We start from the raw sequence: 26,976 nt of genomic DNA, 5'->3' as shown, positions 1-26,976 counted from the left end.
ACGTCGAACTCGGCAAGATGGACCACTGGGTCGACTTCTACAACCGGGTCATGGGCTTTACCAACATGGCCGAATTCGTCGGCGAGGACATCGCCACCGACTACTCCGCGCTGATGAGCAAGGTCGTCTCCAACGGCAACCACCGGGTCAAGTTCCCCCTCAACGAACCCGCCCTCGCCAAGAAGCGCTCGCAGATCGACGAATACCTCGACTTCTACCGCGGCCCCGGCGCTCAGCACCTGGCACTGGCCACCAATGACATCCTCACCGCCGTCGACCAGCTCACCGCCGAGGGCGTCGAATTCCTGGCCACCCCCGACTCCTACTACGAGGACCCCGAACTGCGGGCCCGGATCGGCAACGTCCGCGCCCCGATCGCCGAACTGCAGAAACGCGGCATCCTCGTCGACCGCGACGAAGACGGCTACCTGCTGCAGATCTTCACCAAACCCCTCGTCGACCGCCCCACCGTGTTCTTCGAACTCATCGAACGCCACGGCTCCCTCGGCTTCGGCATCGGCAACTTCAAAGCCCTCTTCGAAGCCATCGAACGCGAACAAGCCGCCCGCGGAAACTTCTGAGCGGGCGGCAGTGCAGCGGGCGCGAGGCGGCGGGTCCGTTACCCGGGATCAGCGCACCCGCGGGGTCTTCCGCGTGCTCACGGCGATGCGATTCCACGCGTTGATCGTGAGCACCAGCGAGATGAGCTGCGCCAGTTCCTTCTCCTCGAAGTGCTCCTCCGCCTCCTCGTACACCGAGTCGGGGACGAAGCCGTCGGTCAGCACGGTGATCGCCTCGGCGAGCGCGAGCGCGGCACGCTCCTTGCCGGTGTACAGCCCGTGCGCCTCCTCCCACGCGCCCAGCAGGTACAACCTCTGTTCGCTGATGCCGATCTTGCGGGCATCGGCGGTGTGCATGTCGATGCACCACGCACAGTGATTGATCTGGGAGCAACGGGTGAGCACCAGCTCGACCAGCTCCGGGTCGAGGCCTTGCCGTGCCGCGGCGTCGAGGGCGATCATCGCCTTGTAGACGGCGGGGGCCTTGCGGGCGAGGTCGACGCGGGTCTTGCGCTCTGTTGTGGTCATACGAGAACAGTAAGCGCGAAATAGCCCATCTCTATGGTTCAATTCGTGCATGGAAACTTGGGCCAATTCGGGTCTGGGCCGCGACCTCCATCTCGACCTCACCGCGTCCGGCGGCGGACGGGCGCCGGGGGTGCGCGCGAACCTGGTTTCCGCTCTGCGCGAGTCGATTCGATCGGGACGGCTCGTCGCAGGCACCACCCTCCCGCCGTCCCGCACCCTGGCCCTCGACCTCGGCATCGCCCGCAACACCGTCGCCGAGGCGTACGCCGAACTCGTGGCCGAGGGCTGGCTCACCGCCCGGCAGGGGTCGGGGACCCGGGTCGCCGATCGGGCAGGCGAGCCGGCCCGACGTCCGCACACCCGTTCCGCGGCGGCGCCCCGACCGGCGTTGAGCCTGATGCCCGGTTCTCCCGACGTCGGGGAGTTTCCGCGTGCCGCCTGGATGGCGTCGGCCCGCCGGGCGCTCACTGCGGCACCCAACGACGCGTTCGGACCGGGTGATCCGCGGGGACGTCCCGAGCTCCGTCACGCTCTCGCCGAATACCTTTCTCGCGCACGAGGAGTGCGCACCGATCCCGTCCACATCGTGGTCAGTGCGAGCTCGGGGCACGGACTGTGGTTGCTCGCCCGCGCCGCGAAGGGGCCGATCGCCGTCGAAGGGTATGGGTTGCACCTTCATCGCGAGCTGCTCGGCGATGCCGGCGTCTCCACCATCCCCCTGCAACTCGACGACCGCGGAGCGCAGCCCCCGGATACGACGGGCAGGCAACTGTCGGCGGCGTTGCTCACCCCGGCCCATCAATTCCCTACCGGCGGGCCGCTCCATCCCGGCAGGAGAACGGCTTTCGTGGAATGGGCACGTGCGACGGGCGCGATCGTGATCGAGGACGATTACGACGGGGAGTTCCGGTACGACCGCCAACCCGTCGGCGCCCTGCAGGGTCTGGCTCCGGACGAGGTGGCATACCTGGGCACCGTGAGCAAGACCCTCTCCCCCGCGATCCGCGTGGGCTGGATGGTGCTGCCGGAACGCCTGATCGACCGTGTTCTGGCAGTCAAGGGCGGATACGAGAGATGGGTCAGCGCGACGGACCAGCTGACCCTGGCCGACTTCATCGAGAGGGGCGCATTCGATCGGCACGTCCGCAGGATGCGCACCCTCTACCGTCGCCGGCGCGACACCCTCGTCGAAACCCTCGCCGCCCGTGCACCACACGTGCACGTCACCGGCATCGCGGCCGGTTTGCACGCCGTACTCGAACTTCCCGACGGGACCGAGGCGGCCACCGTCGACCGGGCCGCGTCCCTCGGTCTCGCGGTGGAGGGTCTACGCACGTTCCGTCATCCCGACGGTCCCGCGGACCGGTCCGACGGACTCGTCGTCGGCTACAGCACGCCGTCGTCCGCGCGTTTCTCGGCCACTCTCGACGCCCTGTGCCGCGCGCTGCCCACTCCGTGAGCAGAATTCCTATGGGACTGGTCGGAATGCGTGTCGTGCGGTTACAGTCTGATCCGTGACCGAATCCGGCGTGATCGACTCAGGTGAGCTGCTGACGCGGCGTCGCCATGTCGATTTCGCACTGGTGTGTACCTCGAGGTGTCCGATCTCCTGATCGGACCCGTCCCGGCGTGACGTTTCGCGCCGGGTTCTTCCTGCACACCCTCGTTTTCGAAGGATTCTTACTGTCATGACCACTGCATCCGTTTCGCATCTCGCGTCGGTCATCGGCGCCACCCGCGACGCCGTGTCCGAGGATTCCGCGAACGCTCACGTCGTCTTCCGCGCCTCCGCGCAGGCGCACGACGCCGTCGCGAGCACCGTCACGCTCGGCAAGTACAGCGTCGAGGTGGACGAGCCACCGGCGCTCGGCGGCGACAATTCGGCGGCCAATCCCGTGGAGTACTATCTCGCGTCGCTGCTCTCCTGCCAGGTGGTCACGTACCGCTTCTGGGCCGAGAAGCTCGGTGTCCGCGTCGACGACATCTCGGCGCGGGCGGAGGGCGACCTCGACGTACGCGGGTTCTTCGGCTTCGACGAGGCCGTACGTGCCGGGTTCGGCGAAGTGCGCGTCGTCGTGACGCTGACCGGCCCGGAATCGCGGGAGCGCTACCTCGAACTGCAGGAGGCGGTGGATGCGCACTGCCCCGTCCTCGACCTGACCCGCAATCAGACCCCGGTCCGCACCGTGGTCGAAACACTCACCGGCGACAACTGATTCACCACATCCACCTCACCGAATCTGGAGCACACCACTCGTGACCGAGAGCATCGATCCCACCGTCAACTGGTCGTTCGAGACCAAGCAGATCCACGCCGGGCAGACGTCCGACGCGACCACCAAGGCGCGGGCGCTGCCGATCTACCAGACCACCTCGTACACGTTCGACAGCACCGATCACGCTGCCGCGCTGTTCGGTCTGGCCGAGCCGGGCAACATCTACACCCGCATCATGAACCCCACGCAGGACGCGGTCGAGCAGCGCATCGCGGCCCTCGAGGGCGGCGTCGCCGCACTGCTGCTGTCCTCCGGGCAGGCGGCGGAAACCTTTGCGGTGCTGAACCTCGCGGAGGCAGGTGACCACATCGTCTCCAGCCCGTACCTGTACGGCGGCACCTACAACCTCTTCCACTACACGCTGCCCAAGCTCGGCATCGAGGTGTCGTTCGTCGAGGACCCGGACGACCTCGAGCAGTGGCGCGGCGCCGTCCGCCCGAACACCAAGGCGTTCTACGGTGAGACGATCGCCAACCCGAAGAACCACATCCTGGACATCCCGGGAATCTCGAAGGTCGGCCACGACAACGGGATCCCGCTGATCGTCGACAACACGGTAGCCACGCCGTACCTGCTGCAACCGTTGAAGCACGGCGCGGACATCGTGGTGCACTCGGCCACCAAGTACCTCGGCGGTCACGGCACGGCGATCGCCGGTGTCATCGTCGACGGCGGCACGTTCGACTGGACCCAGGGCCGCCACGTCAACTTCACCACCCCGGACCCGAGCTACCACGGTGTCGTCTTCGCGGACCTCGGCGCCCCGGCCTACGCGCTGAAGGCGCGCGTGCAGCTGCTCCGCGACCTCGGTTCGGCGGTCGCCCCGTTCAACGCGTTCCTCATCGCGCAGGGCATCGAGACCCTCAGCCTGCGCGTGGAGCGGCACGTCGCCAACGCCCAGAAGGTGGCGGAGTTCCTCGAGGCCCGCCCGGAGGTCACGTCCGTGGCGTACGCGGGTCTGCCGTCTTCGCAGTGGCACGAGCGCGCACGGCAGCTCACCCCGAAGGGTCCGGGCGCGATCGTGACGTTCGAACTGGCCGGCGGCATCGACGCGGGCAAGAAGTTCGTCAACGCGCTCACCCTGCACAGCCACGTCGCGAACATCGGAGACGTGCGCTCGCTGGTGATCCACCCGGCGTCCACCACGCACTCGCAGCTGACCCCGGAGGAGCAACTCGCCGCCGGTGTGACTCCCGGACTGGTCCGGCTCGCCGTCGGCATCGAGGGTATCGACGACATCCTCGCCGACCTCGAGACCGGATTCGCCGCAGCCACACTCTGATCCGATGCCGGGAGGCCGGGGCGCGCGCCTCGGCCTCCCGGCGCTTCAGATCATGGCCCGCATCATCCCCTGCGGTTCGCCGCCGAGCTGGGTGAGCGCGCTCGCGTGGTTGGTGGGTCCGGGCACGTGGACCGCGTGCGCCAGACCGGCGTGCGCGTCGCGCCAGAACCGTTGCATCGGAGTCTTGTAGTGCAACGCACCACCGCCGGCGCGCGCGAAGATCTCGTCCACGGCACGCACCGCACGCCAGGCCGCGGCGATCTGGGTGCGGCGTCCGATCGCACGCTCCTCGAATGTGATTTCCTTACCCGCGTCGACCTTGTCGTAGAACCGGTCGGCGGTCTCGATGAGGGAGACCCGCGACGCATTGATTTCGGCGGCGGACTCTCCTATCGCACTGAGCACGTAGGGATCCTCCTTGATCTTCTGGCCCGTGATGGCGACGCGGTCCTTCTGCACCGCGATGTGACAGGCCAGCGCGCCCTCGGTGATGCCGATGACGGCGGCGGTGATGCCGAGCGGGAACATGCACGAGTACGGCATGTTGTACACAGGCTCCGGCCTGCCCGCCTCCTTCTGCGCACGTCCGTCCATCACCTTCGACGCGTTCAACGTCCGGTAGCCCGGGACGAATGCACCGTCGACGATCAGGTCCTTGCTTCCCGTTCCGCGCAGTCCGATGACGTCCCACGTGTCCTCGACGATCTGATAGTCGGTGCGCGGCAGAATCACGTGCAGCGACGAGGGTGGCATCGCGATGCCACCTTCGCCGTCGCCGACCATTGCCCCGAGGAAGGCCCACTGACAGTGGTCGGTGCCGGACGAGAACGACCACCGTCCCTTCAGGACGTATCCGCCGTCGACCGGTGTCGCGACCCCCATCGGCGCATACGGCGACGCCATCCACGTGTCGTTGTCCTCGCCCCAGATCTCCTCCTGCACCTGCGGGTCGGCGAAAGCCAGTTCCCACGGGTGCACGCCGACGATCCCGGTGACCCATCCGCTCGCACCGTCGAGTGCGGCGACTCCCATGACGGTCTCGGCGAACTCGCGGGGGTGGACCTCGTAGCCGCCGTAGAGCTTGGGCTGCAGCAACCGGATCGCGCCGGAGTCTCGCAGGAGGGCTGCGGCGGTGTCGGTGAGCCGGCAATCCGCCTCCGACTGGACGGCCTGCCCGCGAATCTCCTCGGCGACGCCGTCGATTCTGTCGAGAACCTGTCCCATCGGGACTCCCTTCCACCGCGAATAGAACACGTTCTAGTCAATATAGCGCCGAGGTGGCAGTTCCGAGCCGATCCGGCCCCGCGCTTGTAAGTTCGCAATCCCTAAATCTATAGTGCGGAGAGACGAATCAGCAGGTAGATCCGCAGACCACGACCAGGAGCTCCGTGAGCATCGAGGCATCCCGCCCTCTCCTCCCGCGCCGCTCGCCCCGCAAGGGCAGCATCCGAACTGTCGCGCTCCTCGGGCCCGCGTTCGTGGCTGCCATCGCGTACGTCGACCCCGGAAACGTTGCCGCCAACCTCACCGCGGGCGCGAAGTACGGGTACCTGCTCGTCTGGGTGCTCGTGCTCGCCAATGCCATGGCGGTGCTGGTGCAGTACCTGTCCGCGAAACTCGGGCTGGTCACCGGCAAATCACTGCCCGAGATGCTGGGGACCCGCCTGCGGACCGGGAACCGCCGCGCGTTCTGGCTGCAGGCGGAGGCGATGGCGATCGCCACCGACCTCGCCGAGGTGATCGGCGGCGCGATCGCACTCCATCTCCTGTTCGGCGTTCCCCTCTTCGTCGGAGGCCTGATCACGGGCGTCGTGTCGATGGGCATCCTGTCGATCCAGAGCCGCCGCGGACAGCGGACGTTCGAGTTCGTCGTGATGGGACTCCTGACGATCATCACCGTCGGGTTCCTCACCGGGCTCGCGTTCACCGACGTGTCGGGTACGGACGCGCTTGCCGGACTCGTGCCGCGTTTCGAGGGCACCGAGACGGTCCTGCTCGCCGCGAGCATGCTCGGCGCCACCGTGATGCCGCACGCGATCTACCTCCATTCCGCCCTCGCCCGCGACCGGCACGGGAACGACCTGGAAGGCCCCCGCCTCGCGCGACTGCTGCGGGTGACGAAGTGGGACGTGGTCGGTGCGCTGATCGTGGCGGGCGCGGTCAACATCGGCATGCTGCTGCTCGCCGCCTCGGCCCTGCGCGGCATTCCGGGCACCGATTCGATCGACGGCGCGCACGCCGCCATCCAGAGTTCGCTCGGCCCCACCGTCGCCGTCGTCTTCGCCGTCGGACTGCTAGCGTCCGGCCTGGCGTCCACGTCGATCGGCTGCGCCGCCGGCTCCGAGATCATGTACGGCCTGCTGTCGATGCGCATCCCGCTGTTGCTGCGCCGGGTGGTCACCTTGATTCCGGCACTGGTCGTGCTGGCGATCGGCGTCGATCCCACGTTCGCGCTCGTCCTCAGTCAGGTGGTTCTCAGCCTGTGCATCCCGTTCGCGGTGATTCCACTCGTGCGGATGACGTCGAGCCGCGACCTGATGGGCGTCCACCGCAACGCGACGGCCACCACGGTCGCCGCCTGGGTGGCGGCGTCGTTGATCGTCGTGCTCAATGTCTCGCTGCTGTGGCTGACGTTCAGGGGTTCGGCCTGATCACTCGTGCCGCGGCGCACCGGACACTACGCGCTCCAGCGCGTGCAGGTCCTCGGACAGCATCCGGAACATCCAGTAGGCCGCCACGAACGCGATGACGCTGCCGACGCACAGGACGCGGAGCGCGACGATCACCCGGGGCAGGTCCTCCGGGGGAATGAACGTGGCTCCCGCGATCCCGAGCAGCGGCACGGCGGCGGCCGCGGCGAGGAAGAACGTGCTGCGGCGCCCCAACCGCTTCAACATCCGGGCGTCGGACGCACTGATCTCGCCGTGCCGCAGAAAAACCGGGTAGAGGCAGCGGACGGCGTAGAAGTTCACGAAGAAGAACGGGTAGACCACCGCGATCGCTCCGCACACGAGCTGAGATGCAGTGAAGTGGACGATCGTGTTCCACGGAACCTGACTGCCGCTCACCTCCAACGTGATCGGCACGACGAGGCCGCTGACGATCCACAGACCGAGGCAGAGCAGTGCACACCGCTGGCCGAGCAGCAGGGTGTCCTGGCGCGCCCGGGCGAGCTGGGCGCCGGTGTAGACCCGCCCCCGGCGCAGCCCGCCGGCCACCATCGTCAGGTAGATCACCATCGACACCGTGCCCACGGCTCCGATGAGGAACGCGACCGTGTAGTCGATCCGGGTGATCCGCTCGAAATTCTCCTGCGCGGCGGGCGGCAGCTTGCTGATGATCAGGGTGCTGTTGTGCTGGTAGCTGTAGAGGATCGCCAGCAGATTGGGAACTGCGATGGCCAGGAACATGATCGGGTGCGTCCACCGCCGCATCCGCAGCCGCCAGCTTCCCGGCGGCGGATCGACCAGATCTCGGGCGTGCGCGTCGAGGCAGACGTCGAGCTGCTGGGCGAGTTCGGCACCGGAGGAGAACCGATCCTTCGGTGCCGGCGCCAGCGATTTCAGCAACACTCGCCGCAGCGCGTTCGGACAGTCGGCGGGCAGCGCGTCGGCGGCCGGTTCGTCCGGTCCGCGCCGCCGCGCGAGCATCGCGTCCAGAGTGGTGCGGTCGCCGGGCGGGTGGGAGCGCAGTTCGGCGTCGCTGTCGTCGAAAGGTCTTCTGCCGGTCAGCAACTCCCACAGGACGACTGCGAGCGAATACAGGTCGCTGCGGGTGTCGAGATCACCGGGTGCGCCCGGCCGGTCCGGGTGGATCGCCTCGAGTTGTTCGGGTGACATGTAGGCCAGCGAGCCGCCGAAGTACGCGACCGGACTCGACCCGGCGACGTTGCGGCTGAAGCTGATGTTGAAGTCGGCGAGCTTGGGGACGCCCTCCGTCGTCAGCAACACGTTCGCCGGTTTGACGTCGCGGTGCAGGACGCCGTGGCGTCCGGCGTAGTCGAGCGCCTCCGCCAGCCGCCTGCCGAGCCAGGCGACCGTCTCGGGCCAGGTCAGCGCCGCGATCTCCCGGCGCACCCCGGATTCGCTGGGCCGGATCTCGCCTCGACCGACCAGGGCCCGGTCGATCGCGTCCAGCAGCACGGCGCCGCTGCGCGAATCCGGTGGCGTCTCACGAACCCGGGCGACCACGTCGAGCAGGGTGCCGCCCGGGACGTACTGCATGTACAGCAGTCTCAGGTCGCGGCCCGCGAGGAGGCGTTGATCGAAGACCCGGACGATGTAGTCGTGGTCGAACTGGGCCAGAGTCTGCGGCTCGGTGCCGTGGTCCAGGGAAATCTTGACGGCGACCATCCGTTGCAGCGACCGCTGCCGGGCCAGGAACACCCGCGCGAACGCGCCCCTGCCGAGACCGGTCACGAGATCGAAATCGTCGATCCGCTGGCCCACCTCCAGATCGTCGAGCGTTCCGCCGCTCCCCGGAGACACCGACAGCGTCGTCTCCCCGCGATGGAGCACCGTGCTGTGGTACTCCCCGGTGCCGAACAGTTCGTCGAGCTCACCGGCCTGACCCGGAAAATTCTGCGTGTACTCGCTCGCCTCGACCGACTCCCCGCTGCGCCGCCGGATGTGGAACTCCTCGTACAGCAGATCCGGCGGCAACGGCCACCGCCGCAGTTCCGGCAGCTCCTCACAGTATTGGCCGAGCCGCTTCGGGTGGTCGCCGCGCAGCCAGCGGTTCTCCAGGTCGACCTTGACGAGTTCGATGAGCGTGACCCGGCGGAGCGCGGGAGACGCGGGCAGGTAGGCGACCAGATCGGGCGCGGACGACGAGGATTCCCAGGCACTGGCGAAGCGCGCGACGGCGTCACCGACCGCCGTGTCCGACACCCAGGCCTGCTCGGAAGCGGCCGGTGAACCTCGCCGGGAGGGCATGAAAGCCATGGTAGCTGGCCATACCCGGCCGACTACTGCAGTTCCGACACCGGGGTCGACGGGTCGATGGTGACGCCGATCCGCGCCAGATTGCCGTGCAGCACTTGCCAGATCGACACCTCGAGGAACTCGGCCAGCTCGTCGCTGCCGAGCGCCGACTGCGGGTTGCTCAGCCATCGATTGACGCTGGCATCCACGAGTCCCACCAACCCGAAGGCCAGCGCCTCGGCCAGGTCAGAGTTGCCGGCCACCGTGTCGAGGACAGTCGCGAGCAGATCCGACAGCTGGAGCGCGATCGCGGTCTTCGTTCCGGTGACCACACGTGAGCCGGTCGTCCGCCTGCCCGGCGATCCGGTGCCGAGGAATTGGTGGAGCCGTGGATATTCCACGATCCACCGCAGGTACGTCTCCACGGCGCGGGCGATTGCCTCGCCCACTGTCCCCTCCGGTGTCAACGTGGGCGCGAGGTCCGCCATCAGTCGTTCGATGATGCGCCCGCGTAGCTGCTCGTCGAGGTCACCGCGATCGGTGAAGATCCGGTAGACCACCGATCGCGGGACGTCGGCGCGGTTCGCGATCTGCTGGACGCCCACGTCGGGACCGTCCTCGTTGATGGCGTCCATCGCGGCTTCGAGAATCCGGCTGCGGCGTTCCGCCTTGTGGTCCTCCCAGCGCGTGGCGCGGCCGTCCCCCTGGGGCGACGCGGCGGTTTCCACTTTGTCCGGCATCACGCATACGTTACCCACCCGACTGTTGACTGGACACCTTGTCTCACATACTTTGGTGAGACAAGGTGTCACACACACATTTCTCCGGACTCAGGGAGCCGCAATGGGTAACAGAGTGTTCGTCGTCGGCGTCGGGATGACGAAGTTCGAGAAGCCGGGTGCACGCGAGTGGGACTACCCCGACATGGCGCGTGAGGCCGGTGGCAGGGCACTCGAGGACGCCGGGATCGAGTACCGGCTCGTGGAGCAGGCGTACGTCGGATACGTGTACGGCGAGTCGACGTCGGGACAGCGGGCCGTCTACGAACTCGGCCTCACCGGCATTCCCATCGTGAACGTCAACAACAACTGTTCGACGGGGTCGACCGCGCTCTTCCTCGCCACGCAGGCGGTCCGGAGCGGGCAGGTGGACTGCGCACTCGCGCTGGGCTTCGAGAAGATGCAGGCCGGTTCGCTCGGGTCCACGTACGACGACCGGGAACAGCCGATGATGCGCCACCTCCTCGCGCTCGCCGAACTTCAGGAGTTCGCGATGCCGCCGGCCCCCTACATGTTCGGCGCCGCCGGCAAGGAACACATGGAACGGTTCGGGACCACGGCGGAACAGTTCGCCGAGATCGGCGTGAAGAACCACCGCCACTCACAGAACAACCCGTACGCCCAGTTCCAGGTCGAGTACACGCTCGACGAGATCCTCGGCTCGAAGCCGATCTACGGGCCCCTCACCAAACTGCAGTGCTCCCCCACCTCGGACGGCTCCGGTGCCGTCGTCGTCGCGAGCGAGGAGTTCGTCGACAAGCACGACCTCGCCGGGCAGGCCGTGGAGATCGTCGGCCAGTCCATGGTCACCGACCTCCCGAGCACGTTCGAGGACCGGAGTGCGATCAGTCTGGTCGGCGCGGACATGACCCGCACGGCCGCGGCCCGCGTGTACGAACAGGCAGGCATCGGGCCGGACGACATCGACGTCATCGAACTCCACGACTGCTTCTCCACCAACGAACTGCTGACCTACGAGGCGCTCGGCCTGTGCGGCGAGGGCGAGGGCGGCAAACTCGTCGACAACGACGACACCACGTACGGCGGGCGCTGGGTGGTCAACCCGTCCGGCGGTCTCATCTCCAAGGGGCATCCCCTCGGCGCCACCGGCCTCGCCCAGTGCAGCGAACTCACCTGGCAACTCCGCGGCACGGCCGACAAGCGCCAGGTCGACGGCGCCGCGGTCGCCCTCCAGCACAACATCGGCCTCGGTGGTGCCGTCGTCGTCACCGCCTACCGCGCACTCTGATCCGTCTCTCTCACAATTCCTTTCACCCCGAACACCAGGAGTACACCATGGCTTCCGTTTCGGTCGCAGCGTCCCTGCCCGCCTCCCCCGACAAGGCGTGGGACGCGCTCTCCAACCTGTCCCGCTGGGAGGAGTGGCTCACCATCCACCAGTCGTGGAAGAGCGAAATCCCCGCCGAGGTGTCACTCGGATCGAAGTTCACCGAGGTCGTCTCCGTGATGGGCATGGCCAACAAGATCGAGTGGACCGTCACCGAGGTGCAGGTGCCCGAGATGGTGAAGATCTCCGGCACCGGCATGGCGGGGGTGACCGTCGAATTCACGCTGAAGGTCGAGCCGGACGGCGCCGGATCCACGGCGATCATCGACGCGAGCTTCACCGGCACGATGATCGTCGGCCCCATCGGCAAGGCCGTCGCCAAGAACGCCAAGGCGGATCTGGAGGCGTCCCTGGCCGGGTTCGCCGACATGGTGGGCTGATCCGCATGACCACCCCCACAGTCGAATTCGACACGAGCGGCCTCGGCGAGTGGACCGATCCGCAACGGTTCGAGGTCACCGCCGAGCGCATCGCCGAATACGCCGCGGCCACCAACGATCCCATCGAACGCCATCTCGCCGGCGACGTCGCGCCACCGGTGTTCGCCGTGGTCCCCGCGTTCACGTCGATGGCACCGGCGGCACTGTCCGTCGCCCCGGTCGAACTGCTCATGAAACTCGTGCACGGGGAGCAGGATTTCCACTTCCACCGTCCGATCCGTCCCGGCGACAACCTCATGGTCCGTGCTAAACCGATCGGATTCGAGGGTCGGGAGAACGGTTCCACCGTCGTCGTCTACGTCGAAACCACCACGGACGACGGTGAACTGGTCAACAAGCAGTGGATGACCGCGTTCTTCCGGAAGGTCGATGCGGGAGCCGGACTCGGCGAGCAGGCACCCGCGCACCGGTTCGACGAGTCCCTGCGCGGACAGGCCCCGGTCGCGTCGATCACCCAGCACATCGACGCGGACCAGACGTTCCGGTACTCGCCCGCCTCCGGTGATCCGATGCCGATCCACCTGGACGACGAGATCGCCCGGATGTCCGGACTTCCCGGAATCATCAACCACGGCCTGTGCACCATGGCGTTCACGTCGTGGGCGGCGCTCACCGAACTCGCCGACGGCCGGGTCGAACGCCTCCGCCGGCTCGCGGTGCGGTTCGCGAAACCCGTCCTGCCCGGCCAGGACATCGCCACGCAGTTCCGGCAGGTCGCCGAGTCCCCGGGCGGGACAACGTCGTACGCCTACGAGACCACCGTCGGCGACGAACTCGTCATCAAGGACGGCCTCGCCGTCATCGCGGACACAGAAACCTAGGAGCACGCACATGGGAACACTCGACGGACGGGTGGCCATCGTCACCGGCGCCGGACGCGGAATCGGCCGGGAGCACGCACTGCTCTTCGCCCGTGAGGGCGCTGCCGTAATCGTCAACGACCTCGGCGGTGCGAACGACGGCACCGGCGAGGACGCGGGCCCGGCGCAGCAGGTCGTCGACGAGATCGTCGCCGCGGGCGGCAGGGCAGTCGCGAACACCGACAACGTCGCGTCCTGGGACGGCGCCGAAGGACTCGTCGATCAAGCGGTCAGGGAGTTCGGCCGACTCGACGTCCTCGTCAACAACGCGGGCATCCTGCGGGACGCCTTCATCGCGGGTATGACCGAAAGCCAGTGGGACGCCGTCATCGCCGTGCATCTCAAGGGCCACGCCGCCACCCTGCACCACGCGGCGGCGTACTGGAAGGCGCAGACCAAGGCGGGCGAAACCGTGAACGCGTCCGTGATCAACACCGCGTCGGCGTCGGGCACGTTCATGCCCAACGCGGGCCAGGCCAACTACGGCGCCGCGAAGGCGGGCATCGCCGCACTCACCCTGGTCGCCGCGGACGAGCTCGAGCGCTACGGCGTCCGGGTCAACGCGATCGCGCCGATCGCCCGCACCCGGCTCACGCTGGCCACCCCGGGTATGGGAGCGCTGTTCGCCGAGGAGGTGCCGGAGGGCGAGTTCGACGCGTTCAGCCCCACCAACATCTCTCCGCTCGTCGCGCGTCTCGCCGACGCGAACTGCAAGATCACCGGCAAGGTGTTCGCCGTGCAGGGCGGTGCCATCTCCGAGCTCGCCGGCTGGCACGACGTCACGACCATCGAGAGCGACGGCCCGTGGACCGTCGCCGACCTCGCCGACCGGCTCGGCTGAAGGGCCGCGACATGGCCAAGAACACGTACGAGCTCGGGCTCGGGCTGACCGAGGAACACCGGGCCCTCGCCGACTCGGTCCGCGCTTTCGCCGAACACACCATCACCTCCGATCATGTCCGGTCCGCGGTCGAGTCCACGAGCGAGGAGAAGTTTCCGCCGTTCTGGGATGCTCTCGTCGGCCAGGACCTGCTGGGACTGCACGTCCCCGAGGACAAGGGCGGTCACGGCGCCGGGCTCCTCACGTTGGCGGTGGCTCTCGAAGCGCTGGGCCGGACGGCCGCCCCGGGTCCGTTCGTCCCGACCGCGCTGTCCGCCGCGCTCGTGGCGGCCGCCGATTCCAAGGTCGGCATCGAGGTGATGCCGGGTCTTCTCGACGGATCACACACCGCCGCAGTCGCGTTGGGCCGCCCACTCGACGTATCGGCGGACGAGGGCGGATACCGCGTCACCGGGGTCGCGGACGCCGTCCTCGGCGGCGAACACGCCGATATCCTGCTACTCCCGATCACCGTCGGCGACGACATTCGCTGGGCCGTCGTCGATTCCGCGGACGTCACCGTCACGGTGCAGGACAGCATCGACGTGCTCCGCGGTTCCGCACGGATCACCGCCGACGCCGTCCACGTGGGCGCCGACCGGATCCTCGACGGTCTGAGCGAGCAGCGCGTCCGGTCCGTCGCCACCGTCGTCCTCGGTGCGGAGGCGATCGGCGTGATGTCCTGGTGCGTGTCCACCGCATCCGAGTACGCGAAGACGCGGGTGCAGTTCGGGCGACCGATCGGCCAGTTCCAGGGCGTCAAGCACAAGTGCGCCCACATGGGCATCGCCCTGGAGAAGGCGCGCGCGGTGCTGTGGGATGCCGCCTCCGCCCTCGACAACGGCGACGACACCGCCGATTTCGCTGCAGACATCGCCGCCGTGGTCGTTCCCGATGCCGCGGTGCAGTGCGCACAGGACTGCATCCAGGTCCACGGCGGCATCGGATTCACCTGGGAGCATGACGCACACCTGTTCTACCGCCGGGCGCTGGCCATCCGGGGGCTCCTCGGCACCCGCGAGGAGCGGGCCACTCGGGTGTCCGACCAGTCCCTCGCAGGCACCGCCCGCACCTCCGAACTGGAACTGCCGGACGAAGCCGAGGCGATCCGGACCGAGGTGCGGGCGGAACTCGCCCCGCTGGTGGGCCTCGACGAGGACGACCAGCTGATCGCACTCGGCGACGGCGGCTGGGTGCAGCCGCACCTGCCGAAACCGTACGGGCGCAGCGCGTCCCCGCTCGAACAGATCGTCATCGCTCAGGAGATCAAGGCCGCCGGAATCCCGATGCCGCAGCTGCTGATGGGCGGCTGGGCGGTACAGGCGGTCGTGGCCCACGGCACGGACGCGCAGAAGCGGGATCTCGCCGTCCCCACGCTGCGCGGAGATCTCGTGTGGTGCCAGCTGTTCAGCGAACCGGGGGCCGGTTCCGATCTGGCGTCGCTGACCACCAAGGCCGAGAAGGTCGACGGCGGCTGGACGGTGACCGGGCAGAAGATCTGGACCACGGTGGCACAGTTCTCCGATTGGGCGATGCTGATCGCCCGCACCGACTCGTCCAGGCCGAAACACGAGGGCATCACGTACTTCGTGCTGGACATGTCGACGCCGGGGGTCACCGTCCGGCCGCTGCGCGAGATGACCGGCTCGGCCCTGTTCAACGAGGTCTTCCTCGACGACGTGTTCATCCCGGACGAGAACGTGGTCGGGAACGTGAACGACGGCTGGAACGTGGCCCGCACGACCCTCGCGGGCGAGCGGGTGGCCCTGAGCCAGAAGATGGAGGCCTACGCCACCGACAAGGATCTGCTGCAGTTCGCCCGCGGCCGCGACCTCGGCCCGCTGGCACGCTTCCGCGTCGGCGAACTGGTGGCCGAGAGCCAGGCAATCGATCTGATCGGTGCACGGATCGTGCTGAAGCAGCTGTCGGGGGCGGACGTGAGCATCACGTCCAGCGTCGGGAAGCTGCTGGGCATGGGGCTCGGACAGTCGATCGCCGAATTCGTCGTCGCCGAACTGGGGGCGGCGGGCGCCGTGAGCATTCCCGGGGAGCCGAGCGACAAGGCGATGGAGCAGTTGATCGCCGGCCGCGCCACCACTATCTACGGCGGCACCACCGAGGTGCAGCTCAACGTGATCGGGGAACGCATGCTCGGGCTGCCCCGCGACGCGCAGGGGGTGTCGTGACCGGCGGGCCGCTCAGCGGGCTGACCGTCGTCGAGCTCGCGAGCCTCGCGCCCGCCCCGTTCGGCTGCATGATCCTCGCCGACCTCGGCGCGGACGTGATCCGCGTCGAGCGGGCAGGTGACGGCGGCAGCGGGCTGATGGCGCCGTCGGGTGTGCTCGACCGCGGACGACGGTCGATCGCCGTGAACCTGCGGACTCCGGAGGGGCTGGAGGCCGTTCGGACGCTCGTCGAACGCGCCGACATCCTCGTCGAGGGTTTCCGTCCCGGCGTCGCGGAACGCCTGGGCATCGGCCCCGACGACTGCCTGTCCCGCAATCCCGGTCTGATCTACGGGCGCATGACCGGCTGGGGCCAGGACGGTCCCCTCGCACGTCGGGCCGGGCACGACATCAACTACATCGCGCTCGCAGGCGCGCTCGAACCCATCGGGCGTGCCGGGGAGCGGCCGGTGCCGCCACTGAACCTGTTGGGCGACTTCGGCGGTGGCGGCCTGATGTTGACGATGGGAATCCTGGCCGCGCTGCACGAGCGCTCCCGGTCGGGCCGCGGGCAGGTGGTGGACGCGTCGATGGTCGACGGCGCGGCGCTGCTGACGGCGTTCGTCCACGGCATGAACGCCGCCGGGCTGTGGCAGGAAGGTCGGGGGCGGAACGTCCTCGACGGGGCCGCCGCGTTCTACGACACCTACGAGTGCGCCGACGGTCTGCACGTGGCGGTCGGGTGCGTCGAACCGCACTTCTACGGTGAACTCCTCGAGGTGCTGGGGTTGAGCGGCGAGGATCTGCCGTTGCAGTACGACCTCGATGCGGCGCCGGAACTGAAGAAGCGCCTCGCCGAGGTGTTCGCGACCCGACCGCGGGACGAATGGGCGGCACTGTTCGCCGATTCCGACGCGTGCGTGTCGCCCGTCCTGTCGCCGTGGGAGGCGCACGAGCACCCCCACAACAAGGAACGGGAAACGTTCGTCGAGGTGGGTGGCATCCGCCAGCCCGCACCGGCACCGCGCTTCGGCCGCACCCCGGCGCCCGTTCCCCGGCCGGCCCCGCGGCCCGGGCAGGACACCGATGCGATCCTCGCGCAGGCCGGGTACGACGCGGCGGGCATCGAGCAGCTGCGCTCGGCGGGTGCCGTCGAGTAGGTGACGGGGACCTATCCGCGATCGGTGTCCGGCGGGAAGCCACCGGTCGCGATGGGTCCCCACTCGTCGATGGTGATCCGGATCAGGCTCTTGTTCTGCTTCCGCATGGCGTCCCGGTACTCGTCCCAGTCGGGATGTTCGCCGGAGATGCCGCGGAAGTACTCCACCAGCGGCTCGAGTGCGTCGGGCATGTCCAGTACCTCGGCCGTGCCGTCGATCTGCACGTAGGCGCCGTTGAACTCGTCGGAGAGCACGCACATGCTCACGGCGGGGTCGTGTCGCACATTCGCGGCCTTGGCGCGCTGCGGGTACGTGGCGACGACGATCCGGCCTTCCGAGTCGAGTCCCGACGTGACCGGGGAGATCTGCAGCCCGCCGGAGCGCTTCCGGGTGATCAGCACGCTGCGATGGCGCGGACGGACGAAGTCGAGCAACTCTTCCCGTGTGACACGGTCTGCGGTGGCGATGGCCATGGTGCACCTCTCCTCTGCTGCGGTGGTTCTCTCCGGTTCACCATAGGCTCCGCCACAGTCCTCAGACGTCTGAGGACTGTGTTAGCGTCGCCGAATGGCCGGACGTCACACCCTCCGCAGCGGACCGCTGGTTCCCCAGCTCGAGGAACTCCTCACCGCGTGGATCCGCGACGGCAAGTGGACACTCGGCAGTCGCATCCCCAGCGAGGCCGAACTGGCCACCGAACTCGGCGTCGGCCGTTCCTCCGTCCGCGAGGCAGTCCGGCTGCTCGCCCGCGACGGCCTGCTCGACGTGCGGCACGGGGTCGGCACGTTCGTCGCGAAACCACCCACGGGCGGTGCGGGACTCGAGAAGCTGCTGCGCCGCGCCCGCCTGCTCGAGGTGTACGAGGTGCGGCGCGCCCTCGAGATCGAGGCCGCCCGGCTCGCCGCGGAACGCGCACGCCCCGAGGATCTTCGGCGACTGCGAGAGCAGCTGTCGGCCCGGCACGACAGCACCACCGCGTCGACCGCCGTCTTCGTCGCGGCCGACCTCGACTTCCACACCGCGATCCTGGAGATCGCAGGCAACTCGATCCTGTCCGCCCTGTTCGATTCGATCCGGCCGCTCCTCGTCGACGCGCTCGCCGAACTCGTCGACCACGAACCGGGCCGACCCGACACGAGCTGCGCACACGACGACCTGGTTCGCGCGCTGGAAGCAGGCGATGCCGAGGCTGCCGTCGCCGCCACCGCCGCCAATCTCGATCCGACCATGTCGATTCTGCGGAAAGGCGAACATCAGTGACCACCCCGAATTCGGTCGTCAGCACCGACCATGTCGACCTCGTGCGGAGCGGGCGGTATCTGCTCAGCGACATCACCCTCCACATCGAACGCGGACAGCACTGGGTGCTGCTCGGCGCGAACGGTGCGGGCAAGAGCACGCTGCTGAGCATGCTCGGCGCCGTCGCGCACCCCACCCACGGCACCGTCCACGTCCTCGGCCATCAGCTCGGCCGGGTCGACATGCGGGAGTTGCGCGCCCACATCGGGCACGTGAACCCGCGACACCGGATCGACGCGCCACTGACGGTGCGCGACGTCGTGCTCACCGGTCTCACCAACACACCCGAGTTCGTGCCGAGGTGGTCACCGACCGCCGGCCAGGTCGCCCGAGCCGACGAACTCATCGCGTCCCTCGGCATGCAGAAGCACGCGGATGCCCTGTGGCCCAACCTGTCCCAGGGCGAACGCGGACGGGCTCTGATCGCGCGAGCCCTCATGGCCGAGCCGCAACTCCTTCTGCTGGACGAGCCCGCCACCGGCCTGGATCTGGCTGCGCGAGAACAACTTCTCACCGCGCTCGACGAGCTGCGCGTCACGTACCCGAGCCTCGCCAGCATCCTCGTCACCCACCACCTCGAGGAAATCCCGACCACCACCACCCACGCCGTCCTCATCCGCGACGGCCGGGTGATCGCGCAGGGCCCCGTCGCGGACGTCCTCACCACCGACAACATCAGCGAATGCTTCGACCACCCGATCGAGATCACCCGGCAACGCGGCCGGTGGGTCGCGCAGACACGGGTGCCCGAGGCGGTCGGATAGCCGCCGACGCGGGGCACACTGGTGGTTATGGCACGAGGTGACCACCCTCAGCGCACCCCGTTCTACGGTGTGGTGCTCATCGTCGTCGCACTGGCGGCGGCGATGATCGTCAACCGCACCGCACCCGTCTGGGTGCAGGTGCCGGTCTACGTCCTGGCCGTGCTCGCCGCCATGGCCGGCTTCGTCATGACGTTCCGCGACCTGTCGTGAGTGGGTAGCGCTCACCGCACCACAGCCGCAGGGACATTGGCCGGATTCCGACGCAATTGCCTGTGATTCCGGCACATCCGTCGGTAAACAGCGCGGGAGCGGCTGCCCGCGGTTCCGCCGCGGGGTGGGGGATGCGCACCCTGGGGTGCCTGTCGAAAGGCTCGCGCCCGGCGCAAGCTTGGTCTAACGGCCCAGCTAGACCACCCAATCCACCGGAGGCACCCCATCGTCCACACCGCAACCCGCATCGCGATCGGCGCAACCGCCGCCCTCACGTTCTCCCTCGCCGGAGCCGCAGTGATCGTTCTTGCCGGTGGACATACCGAGGGGGCTCCGACCCCGAGCTCGGAGGGGGCCGTCTCGCAGCAGCAGCCCGCTCCGGCGATCGCGCCGGCCCCGAGTCGGATCGTCGTCGCAGACCCCGGCTACTCGGTGAATCCCGAGTATTCGGCGCCAGGCTATTCGGCCGACACCGAAACGGTGGCGCCGGGACCGGGTGTCGTTCCGCCCATCGTGGCAGCACCGACCATCGTCCGAGCACCGATCGCCCAGCCGCCGATTGTCCAGGAGCCCATCGCCCAGCCGCCGGTTGCGCAACCGCCCATCGCCCAGCCGCCCGTCGTGGTGGACCCGCCCGTCGTCGTCGATCCGCCCGTCGTCGTCGACCCCGTTCACCCCCCGAAGGGTCCGTTCGAAGGACCGGGCCAGGTCGAGCCGGGCGTTCTCGAACCCGAAACCAATCCCTTCCCCGTCGGCGGCGGCCCGAAGCCTGCCCCGCCCGCAACCCCGCAGACGCCCGGCGGAGTCGGCCCCGTCGACGGCGGAACCGTCGTCGGTCCCTGATCACCGGAGGAAATCCACACCATGTCCCACACCAAGACCCGCATCGCGATCGGCGGGGGCGCGGCCTTCGTCCTCTCGGTCGTCGGCGCCGCCGGGATCGCCGTCGCCAGCGGCACGGCGTCACCGAACGCAGACGTGAGTGTCTCCGAGCAGCACCAGGACGAGGACCCGACGTCCGCACCCCTGCCGGTCTTCACACCCCCGGCGCTGCGCACCCCGACACAGGAACCGCCCGGATCATTCGACACGGCGTCGGCCGGCCCATTCGAACCAGCCCCCTGGCGGTAATTCGAGCGCCGGCGGCTGCTGTCGACCGTCCGATGCCTCGACGAGTGCGTGAACCGGTTCCGGCCACAATGTCTCCACCCGCTCCGCGGCTTCGGCGAACACGGCGGAATCGAGGTCGGTCCGAGACTCCGGGACACCGAAGTAGGGCCACGCCGTGATCATCGACCAGCGTTTCGGCGGCGGGAGCGGCTGCAGAAAGTACGTCTTGTCACCGGTGAGGGGCCCGCCGCGCCCCGCTCCGCCGTGCAGGCCGTCGGTCATGTGGGCGCCGGGAAGGTTGGTGAACACACTGCCGTCCGCGTACTCGACGCCGAACAGAAACGGCCCGCTGCTGTTCGACGACGCGGGTTTGCCGAAGCCGAACATGTCGAGCAGCACCGTGGACTCGGGTCTGCGTGCCTGGATCGTGAATTCGACACCACAGCTGTAGACGTGAACGTCGGTCAGCCACAGCACCAGCGACTCGGTGCGGGCCAGCACGGTGTCGACCGGCACGGAGACGGGGATCTCGTTCTCCGGAGTCGATTGAAATCGGATACCGGTCATCACGAGACCTCCACTTCGACGTCCTCGGGTGTCTTGTCGTCCCTGAGCCCACGCCAGCTGGGGTGCCGCAGTCTCTTCGAGCCGGTCCAATCCATGAATCGCACCTCCGCGACCAGCGTGGGGGTCACCCACACGGCGCCCTTGCGGTCGGCGGTGGGCAGGTCTTCGACGAACGGGCTGGTGTCGGTTTCGAGCGGCCCCAGGGTGGACGCGAGTTCCTGCAGATCCCGTTCGGTGAAGCCGGTTCCGACGCGCCCGATGTAGCGCAGCCCACCGTCCTCGGGGACGCCGAGCAGGACCGACCCGATTCCCGTGGACCGCCCGCCCTGACCCCGGCGCCACCCGCCGATCACCGCTTCCTGTGTGCGCCAGTTCTTCACCTTGATCCAGCTCGACCCCCGCTTGCCCGGCAAGTACACGGACTCGCGGCGTTTGGCCACGACACCTTCCCAGCCCTTGCCGCGGCTCTCGTCCAGAGCGTCCTGCGCGGACCCGTGCAGTTGCGGCGGAACGACCAGGTTGTCCACCTTGGCCGCCAGTGCCTCGAGGACGCGGCGCCGGTCGGTGTACTTCTTGCGTAACAACGACACTCCGTCGAGATACAGCACGTCGAACGCCAGGAAGTGCGGCTCGTTGCCCTGCTGCAGCAGGCCGAAGTTCGCGACACCCCGCTCGTCGAACGCGACGACTTCACCGTCGAGGACCACCTCGTGGTCGCCGAGAGCGTCTGCCATCCAACCCAATCGGGCGTAGTCGCGGGTCTTGTCGTTGCCTGCCCGGCTCGTCAGCTTCAGCTCGCCGCCACTGATCTCGGCGATCACCCTGATCCCGTCCCACTTCCCTTCGAACGCCCACTCGTCGGCGTCCAGTCCGTCGAGGGTGCCGGGGCTCGCGAGCATCGGTGACAGTCCCCGCGGCAATTCGGACGTGTGCGACCCGCCCGGTGTCTGATCCTTCATCAGATGCATCAGCCACTGGTCGCCCTTCGTGCGGATCAGCGCGAACCGGCCGTCCACCTGCCCGCCGTGCAACTGGACGATCACCTCGTCGTCGCGCCACTTCTCGGTGTCGTAGGTGCCCGTGTCCCAGATGGTCATCTCGCCGCCGCCGTATTCGCCCTTCGGGATGGTCCCGGAGAACGTGAGGTATTCGAGCGGGTGATCCTCGGTGTGCACGGCGAGCCGGTTCTCCCCCGTCGTCGTCGGCACGTTCTTCGGCACCGCCCACGACACGAGCACCCCGTCGCGTTCGAGCCGCAGGTCGTAGTGGAGGCGCCGGGCGTGGTGTTCCTGGATGACGAAACTGTTCCCCTCCCCCATCCGCACAGTGTCCGGCATCGGCTCGGGTGTCCGTCCGGGATCACGCTTGCGGCGGTACTCGGCGAGGGCGGCGTCGTCCTCGATCGGTGGGTCGAGTCCGGCGAGCAGGTCGCCGTCCGACTCCCACCGTTCGAGCACTTCCTCGAACCGCAGCTGCCGTAGGTCGGGGTCGTCGAGTTCGTCCCAGCTTCGCGGCGCCGCGACATACGGCTGGGAGCGTCCCCGCAACGAATACGGTGCGATGGTGGTCTTGGACGGATTGTTCTGGCTCCAGTCGACGAACACCTTTCCCGCGCGCACCGCCTTGGCCATGGTGGCGGTGACGAGTTCGGGCCGCAGCTTCTCGAGACCCGTCGCCACTTGTTTCGCGACGGTCGACGCGCCCGAACCGTCCAGCTTCCGGTCGAGCGGCACGTACAGGTGAATACCCTTGCTGCCGCTGGTGACCGGGTACGCGGTCCAGCCGAGGTTCGCGACCAGGTCGCGCACGGCCCGTGCCACCTCCGCGCATTCGGTCAGGCCCACACCGGGACCGGGGTCGAGGTCGAAGACGATCCGGGTGGCGGGCCCCCGATGCGGGCCGTCGAACCGCCACTGCGGGACGTGCAGTTCGAGTGCGGCCTGCTGCCCCGCCCACGCAAGCGCCGCGACCGAGTTCAGGAGCGGATAGTGCACCGACCGATCCGAGTGCTCGAGTGAACGACGCTCCAACCACGCCGGTGCGGAGGCCGCGAGGTTCTTCTCGAAGAACGGCTCGCTGTCCACCCCGTTGGGCCAGCGTTTGCGGGTGGCGGGACGGTCGACGACGTGCGGGAGCATGGCGGGCGCGATCCGCGTGTAGTAGTCGATGACCTCGCCCTTCGTCGTTTCCGATTCCGGGTAGAGGACCTTGCCGAGATTGGTCAGGGACAGGCGATGTCCGTCGACCGTCAGTTGCCGAGTTCCCGCCGTGGCCACGCGCACCTCCCTCCGCCAATACATACATATTGTGCGCCGCGCGGCCGCTTCGCTGGCCGGATCGCTACCCGCCAGGCAAGATGGCGGGGTGCACCGAGGTCCCAAGACAGCCGTCGCCGCCATATCCGCTGCACTGACATTGCTCGCCGGATCCTGCTCCACCGACACAGCGTCGGAGGTCGACGCCCAGGCCGAAGCCTCGACGATTCCCGAAGCGTTCACCAAACTTCCGTCCACCCGCGCGGTCGGCGACTGCGCCCCCGGCAGCGGCGTCACCGCGCAGGACGGCGTGGTCACCATCGCCACCGACAGTCCGTCGTACCAGCCGTGGTTCGTCGACGGTGACCCATCGAACGGCAAGGGCTACGAGGGCGCCGTCGCCCGGGAAGTAGTCGGGAAGCTGGGATACGGTCCGGACCAGGTGCAATTCGAGACCGTCGCATTCAACGACGCGCTGGCACCCGGCGAGAAGAACTTCGATTTCGCCATTGACCAGTTCACGATCGTCGACACCCGGCGCGAGACGGTCGATTTCAGTTCGCCCTACTACGCCGTCACGCAGTCGGTGCTGGCGCTGAAGAACTCGCCAGCGGCGAGAGCCAAATCGCTCGCCGACCTCGCGCCGTTCCGCCTCGGGGCGCAGGTGGGGTCCACCAGTTTCGACGCCATCACCCAGACCGTGCAGCCCCGCCAGGCACCGGTCAGTTTCACCACCACCGACGACGCCAAGGCCGCCCTGGCCGCGGGCGACATCGACGCGCTGGTGGTCGACATCCCGACCGGATTTCAGATCACCGCCAACGAGGTGAAGGACAGCGTCCTCGTCGGGCAGTTCCCCCGCCCGAACGCCGTCACCGAATTCTTCGGCCTCGTGCTGGAGAAGAACAGTCCGCTCACCGCGTGCGTCTCGGCGGCCGTCGATTCGCTCTACGCCGACGGGACGCTGGACGCCCTTGCCGCCGAGTGGATCACCGACACCGGCGGCGCGCACGTCCTCGATTGATCAGCGGTACAGCTCGACAAACGTCGTCAGGGACTTCTCGATGTCGCCCTTCAGTGCCTTCGCGACACCCGAACCGATTGGCCCGAACAGCGGTGCGCCACCGAGTTCGATGGTGAACGCCACCTCGGACGCGTCACCCTTCGCCTGGACGTCGAGCACCATTCCGAGCTTCACGCCACCCTTGCCGTCACCTTTGAGGACGATGCGGTTCGGGGCGTCGTACTCCTTGATCGTCCACTTCACGCGATTGCGGAGTCCCTTGACCGTGACGACGGAACTGATCTCGGTTCCGGCCGTGAGGGTCTCGGGAAGTTCGCCGCGCCAGCCGTCGTGGACGACGAACCACTTGTCGAAGTCCTGCAGATTCGAGGCATTCTCCCAGGTGTCCTGGGGGCTGAGGGGAACATCGGTCTTGACCGTGAGTTTCGCCATTGGTGCAGCCTAACGGCCTGTGAGTACTTATTAACCGCGGGCGGTTAATAAGTACTCACAGGCCGAAGGCATTAGTGGGAGACGGCCTTCTCCACACCGACACCGGTGAGAGAGCGGACCTCCATCTCGGCCTGCTTGGCGGGATCCTCCGTCTTGCCGCGGCCGATGTAGGTGCCGACGACGCCGAGCACGAACGCCAGCGGGATGGAGACGATGCCCGGGTTGGCGAGCGGGAAGTAGTCGAAGTCGGCGTTGGGGAACATCGACGACGGCTTACCGGACACGGCCGGGGAGAACGCGATCAGCAGGAGGCAGCTGACCAGGCCGCCGTAGATGCTGAACAGGGCACCGGTCGTGTTGAACTTCTTCCAGAACAGCGAGTACAGCAGCGTCGGCAGGTTGGCCGAGGCGGCCACCGCGAAGGCGAGCGCCACCAGGAACGCGATGTTCTGGCCCATGGCCATGATGCCCAGGACGATCGACACGAGACCGATCACGACGACCGTGATCCGGGAAACCCGCACCTGCGACTCTTCCGACGCGTGTCCGCGCTTGATGACGCTGGCGTAGATGTCGTGGGCGAATGACGCGGACGCCGTGATCGCCAGCCCCGCCACGACCGCGAGGATCGTTGCGAACGCGACCGCGGAGATGATCGCCAGGAAGATGGTGCCGCCCAGTTCGAACGCGAGCAGCGGCGCCGCCGCGTTCTCCTTGCCGGGCGCTGCGAGGATGACGTCGGGGCCGACCATCTTGGCGGCACCGTAGCCGAGGACGAGCGTGAACAGGTAGAACGCGCCGATCAGTCCGATCGCCCAGGTGACCGAGCGGCGGGCTTCCTTGGCGGTGGGGACGGTGTAGAACCGCATCAGCACGTGCGGTAGGCCCGCGGTGCCGAGGACCAGGGCGATGCCGAGCGAGATGAAGTCGAGCTTGCTCATCGAGCTGATGCCGTACTTGGCGCCGGGAGCGAGGATGTCGCGGCCCGCGATCGCCTCGTTCGTCGAACCGGCGACCGTCGCTTGGGCGTCGGCGAGCAGTTGGGAGAAGTTGCCGCGCACCGCGAACAGCACGAGGAAGAACATGATGCCCGCACCGGCGACCAGCAGCACCGCCTTGACCATCTGGACGTAGGTGGTGCCCTTCATGCCGCCGACGAGCACGTACACGATCATCAGCACACCGACGACCGCGACGACGACGCCCTGACCGACCTTGCCGTCGATGTTCAGCAGCAGCGCGACGAGTCCGCCGGCGCCCGCCATCTGCGCGAGCAGGTAGAACAGCGAGACCACCAGCGTGGACAGCGCCGCGGCCATCCGCACGGGACGCTGCTTGAGCCGGAAGCTCAGCACGTCCGCCATCGTGAACCGGCCGGTGTTGCGTAGCAGTTCCGCGACCAGCAGCAGGGCCACCAGCCAGGCGACGAGGAAGCCGACCGAGTACAGGAAGCCGTCGTAGCCGTACACCGCGATGGCGCCGGCGATGCCGAGGAACGACGCGGCCGACAGGTAGTCGCCGGCGATGGCGAAGCCGTTCTGCGGTCCGGAGAACTGACCGCCGCCGGTGTAGAAGTCCGAGGCTTTCTTGGTGGTGCGGCTCGCACGGATCACGATGGTCATCGTGATCACGACGAACGCCACGAAGATGGCGATGTTGAGGATCGGGTTGCCGACGTCGGTGCCTGCGGCGAGTGTGGTGATCACTTGAGCGGTCCTTCCAGCTCGTCGCGGATCGCGGCGGAGCGCGGGTCGAGTTCCCGGTTGGCGAACTTCACGTACAGCGCGGTGATCACGAACGTGGTCACGAACTGGCCGAGACCGAGGATGATGCCCAGGTTGATGTTGCCGATCACCTTGGTGGCCATGAACTCGGGCGCGTACGTGGCCAGAAGGACGTACGCCGCGTACCAGGCGAGGAAGAACGCCGTCATCGGGAAGACGAAACTACGCAGGCGGTGTCGCAACTCCTGGAACTCCGGGCTCGCCTGCATGTCTACGAAGGCTTGCGCATCAGGGGCGCGCCGCTTCTGCGGTGCGCCCTCACTGAGATCGGCTGTGGTCACTGCAGACTCCTTGGTCGTGTGAAGTGAACTGGTAACCGACGTTAGTGAGA

At 68.0% G+C, this 26,976-nt stretch carries 27 protein-coding genes; 17 read left to right on the top strand and 10 right to left on the bottom strand.

Annotated features, from left to right (window positions below; all coding sequences use genetic code 11):
• The coding region (locus QM806_RS18650; RefSeq protein ID WP_283292374.1) for a VOC family protein at nt 1-581 on the top strand (581 nt) is incomplete at its 5' end.
• Nucleotides 582-629: 48 nt separating this feature from the next.
• On the opposite strand, the gene QM806_RS18645 is transcribed toward QM806_RS18650, so the two are convergent.
• Nucleotides 630-1,088: a carboxymuconolactone decarboxylase family protein gene (locus QM806_RS18645; RefSeq protein WP_283292371.1), complete on the bottom strand. Its 459-nt coding sequence runs from the start codon at nt 1,086-1,088 to the stop codon at nt 630-632.
• A 49-nt stretch (nt 1,089-1,137) separates the two neighbouring features.
• Here QM806_RS18645 and pdxR point away from each other — a divergent pair, with 49 nt between their 5' ends.
• The 3 genes from pdxR (at nt 1,138) to QM806_RS18630 (ending at nt 4,646) form a co-directional block, all read left to right on the top strand.
• Complete coding sequence (gene pdxR, locus QM806_RS18640) at nt 1,138-2,547, top strand: MocR-like pyridoxine biosynthesis transcription factor PdxR (protein WP_283292369.1); 1,410 nt, start codon at nt 1,138-1,140, stop codon at nt 2,545-2,547.
• Between the two features lie 229 nt (nt 2,548-2,776).
• Nucleotides 2,777-3,304: an OsmC family protein gene (locus QM806_RS18635; protein WP_054246032.1), complete on the top strand. Its 528-nt coding sequence runs from the start codon at nt 2,777-2,779 to the stop codon at nt 3,302-3,304.
• Nucleotides 3,305-3,344: 40 nt separating this feature from the next.
• Nucleotides 3,345-4,646 (top strand): bifunctional o-acetylhomoserine/o-acetylserine sulfhydrylase, encoded by a 1,302-nt coding sequence (locus QM806_RS18630; protein ID WP_005572138.1) that lies wholly within the window; start codon nt 3,345-3,347, stop codon nt 4,644-4,646.
• Nucleotides 4,647-4,691: 45 nt separating this feature from the next.
• Here the strand turns inward: QM806_RS18630 and QM806_RS18625 are convergent, their stop codons facing one another.
• Complete coding sequence (locus tag QM806_RS18625) at nt 4,692-5,870, bottom strand: acyl-CoA dehydrogenase family protein (RefSeq protein WP_005260501.1); 1,179 nt, start codon at nt 5,868-5,870, stop codon at nt 4,692-4,694.
• Nucleotides 5,871-6,034: 164 nt separating this feature from the next.
• Between QM806_RS18625 and QM806_RS18620 the strand changes: the two genes are divergently transcribed.
• On the top strand, nt 6,035-7,297 hold the full coding sequence (locus QM806_RS18620; RefSeq protein WP_007298159.1) for an Nramp family divalent metal transporter: 1,263 nt from the start codon (nt 6,035-6,037) through the stop codon (nt 7,295-7,297).
• Here QM806_RS18620 and QM806_RS18615 read toward each other — a convergent pair whose 3' ends face one another.
• Together QM806_RS18615 and QM806_RS18610 are read right to left on the bottom strand one after the other, a co-directional pair.
• The gene (locus tag QM806_RS18615) at nt 7,298-9,535 is read right to left on the bottom strand and encodes a serine/threonine-protein kinase (RefSeq protein ID WP_054246031.1); all 2,238 of its coding nucleotides are present in this window, start codon (nt 9,533-9,535) and stop codon (nt 7,298-7,300) included.
• A gap of 77 nt (nt 9,536-9,612) precedes the next feature.
• Nucleotides 9,613-10,308: a TetR/AcrR family transcriptional regulator gene (locus tag QM806_RS18610; RefSeq protein ID WP_283292364.1), complete on the bottom strand. Its 696-nt coding sequence runs from the start codon at nt 10,306-10,308 to the stop codon at nt 9,613-9,615.
• Nucleotides 10,309-10,411: 103 nt separating this feature from the next.
• On the opposite strand from QM806_RS18610, the gene QM806_RS18605 reads away from it, so the two are divergent.
• The 6 genes from QM806_RS18605 to QM806_RS18580 are packed head-to-tail and all read left to right on the top strand — an operon-like array spanning nt 10,412 to nt 17,200.
• Nucleotides 10,412-11,596: a lipid-transfer protein gene (locus tag QM806_RS18605; protein ID WP_005572134.1), complete on the top strand. Its 1,185-nt coding sequence runs from the start codon at nt 10,412-10,414 to the stop codon at nt 11,594-11,596.
• Between the two features lie 47 nt (nt 11,597-11,643).
• A complete protein-coding gene (locus QM806_RS18600; RefSeq protein WP_005260506.1) occupies nt 11,644-12,075 on the top strand; it encodes a type II toxin-antitoxin system Rv0910 family toxin in 432 nt (143 codons plus the stop codon).
• Between the two features lie 5 nt (nt 12,076-12,080).
• Nucleotides 12,081-12,956: a MaoC/PaaZ C-terminal domain-containing protein gene (locus QM806_RS18595; RefSeq protein WP_283292361.1), complete on the top strand. Its 876-nt coding sequence runs from the start codon at nt 12,081-12,083 to the stop codon at nt 12,954-12,956.
• Nucleotides 12,957-12,966: 10 nt separating this feature from the next.
• On the top strand, nt 12,967-13,836 hold the full coding sequence (locus QM806_RS18590) for an SDR family oxidoreductase (RefSeq protein WP_283292358.1): 870 nt from the start codon (nt 12,967-12,969) through the stop codon (nt 13,834-13,836).
• Nucleotides 13,837-13,847: 11 nt separating this feature from the next.
• Complete coding sequence (locus QM806_RS18585; RefSeq protein WP_283292355.1) at nt 13,848-16,061, top strand: acyl-CoA dehydrogenase family protein; 2,214 nt, start codon at nt 13,848-13,850, stop codon at nt 16,059-16,061.
• Nucleotides 16,058-17,200, top strand: coding sequence for a CaiB/BaiF CoA transferase family protein (locus QM806_RS18580; RefSeq protein ID WP_054246027.1), 1,143 nt, complete (start codon nt 16,058-16,060; stop codon nt 17,198-17,200). The genes QM806_RS18585 and QM806_RS18580 overlap by 4 nt, the downstream gene beginning before the upstream one ends.
• 11 nt (nt 17,201-17,211) lie before the next feature.
• On the opposite strand, the gene QM806_RS18575 is transcribed toward QM806_RS18580, so the two are convergent.
• A complete protein-coding gene (locus QM806_RS18575; RefSeq protein ID WP_005574040.1) occupies nt 17,212-17,673 on the bottom strand; it encodes a PPOX class F420-dependent oxidoreductase in 462 nt (153 codons plus the stop codon).
• Between the two features lie 94 nt (nt 17,674-17,767).
• Between QM806_RS18575 and QM806_RS18570 the strand changes: the two genes are divergently transcribed.
• The 5 genes from QM806_RS18570 to QM806_RS18550 all read left to right on the top strand — a co-directional run bounded on the left by QM806_RS18570 (nt 17,768) and on the right by QM806_RS18550 (nt 20,604).
• On the top strand, nt 17,768-18,460 hold the full coding sequence (locus QM806_RS18570) for a FadR/GntR family transcriptional regulator (protein ID WP_005574039.1): 693 nt from the start codon (nt 17,768-17,770) through the stop codon (nt 18,458-18,460).
• Nucleotides 18,457-19,263 carry an ABC transporter ATP-binding protein gene (locus tag QM806_RS18565; protein ID WP_005574037.1) on the top strand — a complete coding sequence of 269 codons (807 nt, stop codon included), beginning with the start codon at nt 18,457-18,459 and terminating at the stop codon, nt 19,261-19,263. The genes QM806_RS18570 and QM806_RS18565 overlap by 4 nt, the downstream gene beginning before the upstream one ends.
• Nucleotides 19,264-19,290: 27 nt before the next feature.
• A complete protein-coding gene (locus QM806_RS18560) occupies nt 19,291-19,473 on the top strand; it encodes a hypothetical protein (protein ID WP_005260513.1) in 183 nt (60 codons plus the stop codon).
• Nucleotides 19,474-19,770: 297 nt separating this feature from the next.
• Nucleotides 19,771-20,316, top strand: a complete 546-nt coding sequence (locus QM806_RS18555) for a hypothetical protein (RefSeq protein WP_283292349.1) — start codon at nt 19,771-19,773, stop codon at nt 20,314-20,316.
• A 21-nt stretch (nt 20,317-20,337) separates the two neighbouring features.
• Entirely contained in the window at nt 20,338-20,604 is a 267-nt protein-coding gene (locus QM806_RS18550) for a hypothetical protein (protein WP_007298172.1), read from the top strand.
• Here the strand turns inward: QM806_RS18550 and QM806_RS18545 are convergent.
• Together QM806_RS18545 and QM806_RS18540 are read right to left on the bottom strand one after the other, a co-directional pair.
• On the bottom strand, nt 20,554-21,150 hold the full coding sequence (locus QM806_RS18545; RefSeq protein WP_283292346.1) for a hypothetical protein: 597 nt from the start codon (nt 21,148-21,150) through the stop codon (nt 20,554-20,556). The two genes, QM806_RS18550 and QM806_RS18545, sit on opposite strands and share 51 nt — an antisense overlap.
• Nucleotides 21,150-23,426: an ATP-dependent DNA ligase gene (locus QM806_RS18540; protein WP_438363258.1), complete on the bottom strand. Its 2,277-nt coding sequence runs from the start codon at nt 23,424-23,426 to the stop codon at nt 21,150-21,152. Before QM806_RS18540 ends, QM806_RS18545 begins: the two co-directional genes overlap by 1 nt.
• A gap of 88 nt (nt 23,427-23,514) precedes the next feature.
• Here QM806_RS18540 and QM806_RS18535 point away from each other — a divergent pair, with 88 nt between their 5' ends.
• Nucleotides 23,515-24,429 carry an ABC transporter substrate-binding protein gene (locus tag QM806_RS18535; RefSeq protein WP_182623689.1) on the top strand — a complete coding sequence of 305 codons (915 nt, stop codon included), beginning with the start codon at nt 23,515-23,517 and terminating at the stop codon, nt 24,427-24,429.
• On the opposite strand, the gene QM806_RS18530 is transcribed toward QM806_RS18535, so the two are convergent.
• The 3 genes from QM806_RS18530 to QM806_RS18520 form a co-directional block, all read right to left on the bottom strand.
• Nucleotides 24,430-24,861: a type II toxin-antitoxin system Rv0910 family toxin gene (locus tag QM806_RS18530; protein ID WP_005568469.1), complete on the bottom strand. Its 432-nt coding sequence runs from the start codon at nt 24,859-24,861 to the stop codon at nt 24,430-24,432.
• 71 nt (nt 24,862-24,932) lie between these two features.
• Nucleotides 24,933-26,567: a monocarboxylic acid transporter gene (locus QM806_RS18525; protein WP_005568471.1), complete on the bottom strand. Its 1,635-nt coding sequence runs from the start codon at nt 26,565-26,567 to the stop codon at nt 24,933-24,935.
• Nucleotides 26,564-26,926: a DUF485 domain-containing protein gene (locus QM806_RS18520; RefSeq protein WP_005260521.1), complete on the bottom strand. Its 363-nt coding sequence runs from the start codon at nt 26,924-26,926 to the stop codon at nt 26,564-26,566. Before QM806_RS18520 ends, QM806_RS18525 begins: the two co-directional genes overlap by 4 nt.
• Between the last annotated feature and the right edge of the window lie 50 nt (nt 26,927-26,976).

The organism is Rhodococcus sp. IEGM 1351 (assembly GCF_030056875.1).
GTDB classification, from domain to species: domain Bacteria; phylum Actinomycetota; class Actinomycetes; order Mycobacteriales; family Mycobacteriaceae; genus Rhodococcus_F; species Rhodococcus_F opacus.
Note: the sequence above shows the minus strand (reverse complement) of the source record. Positions and strands in the feature narration are given on the sequence as shown.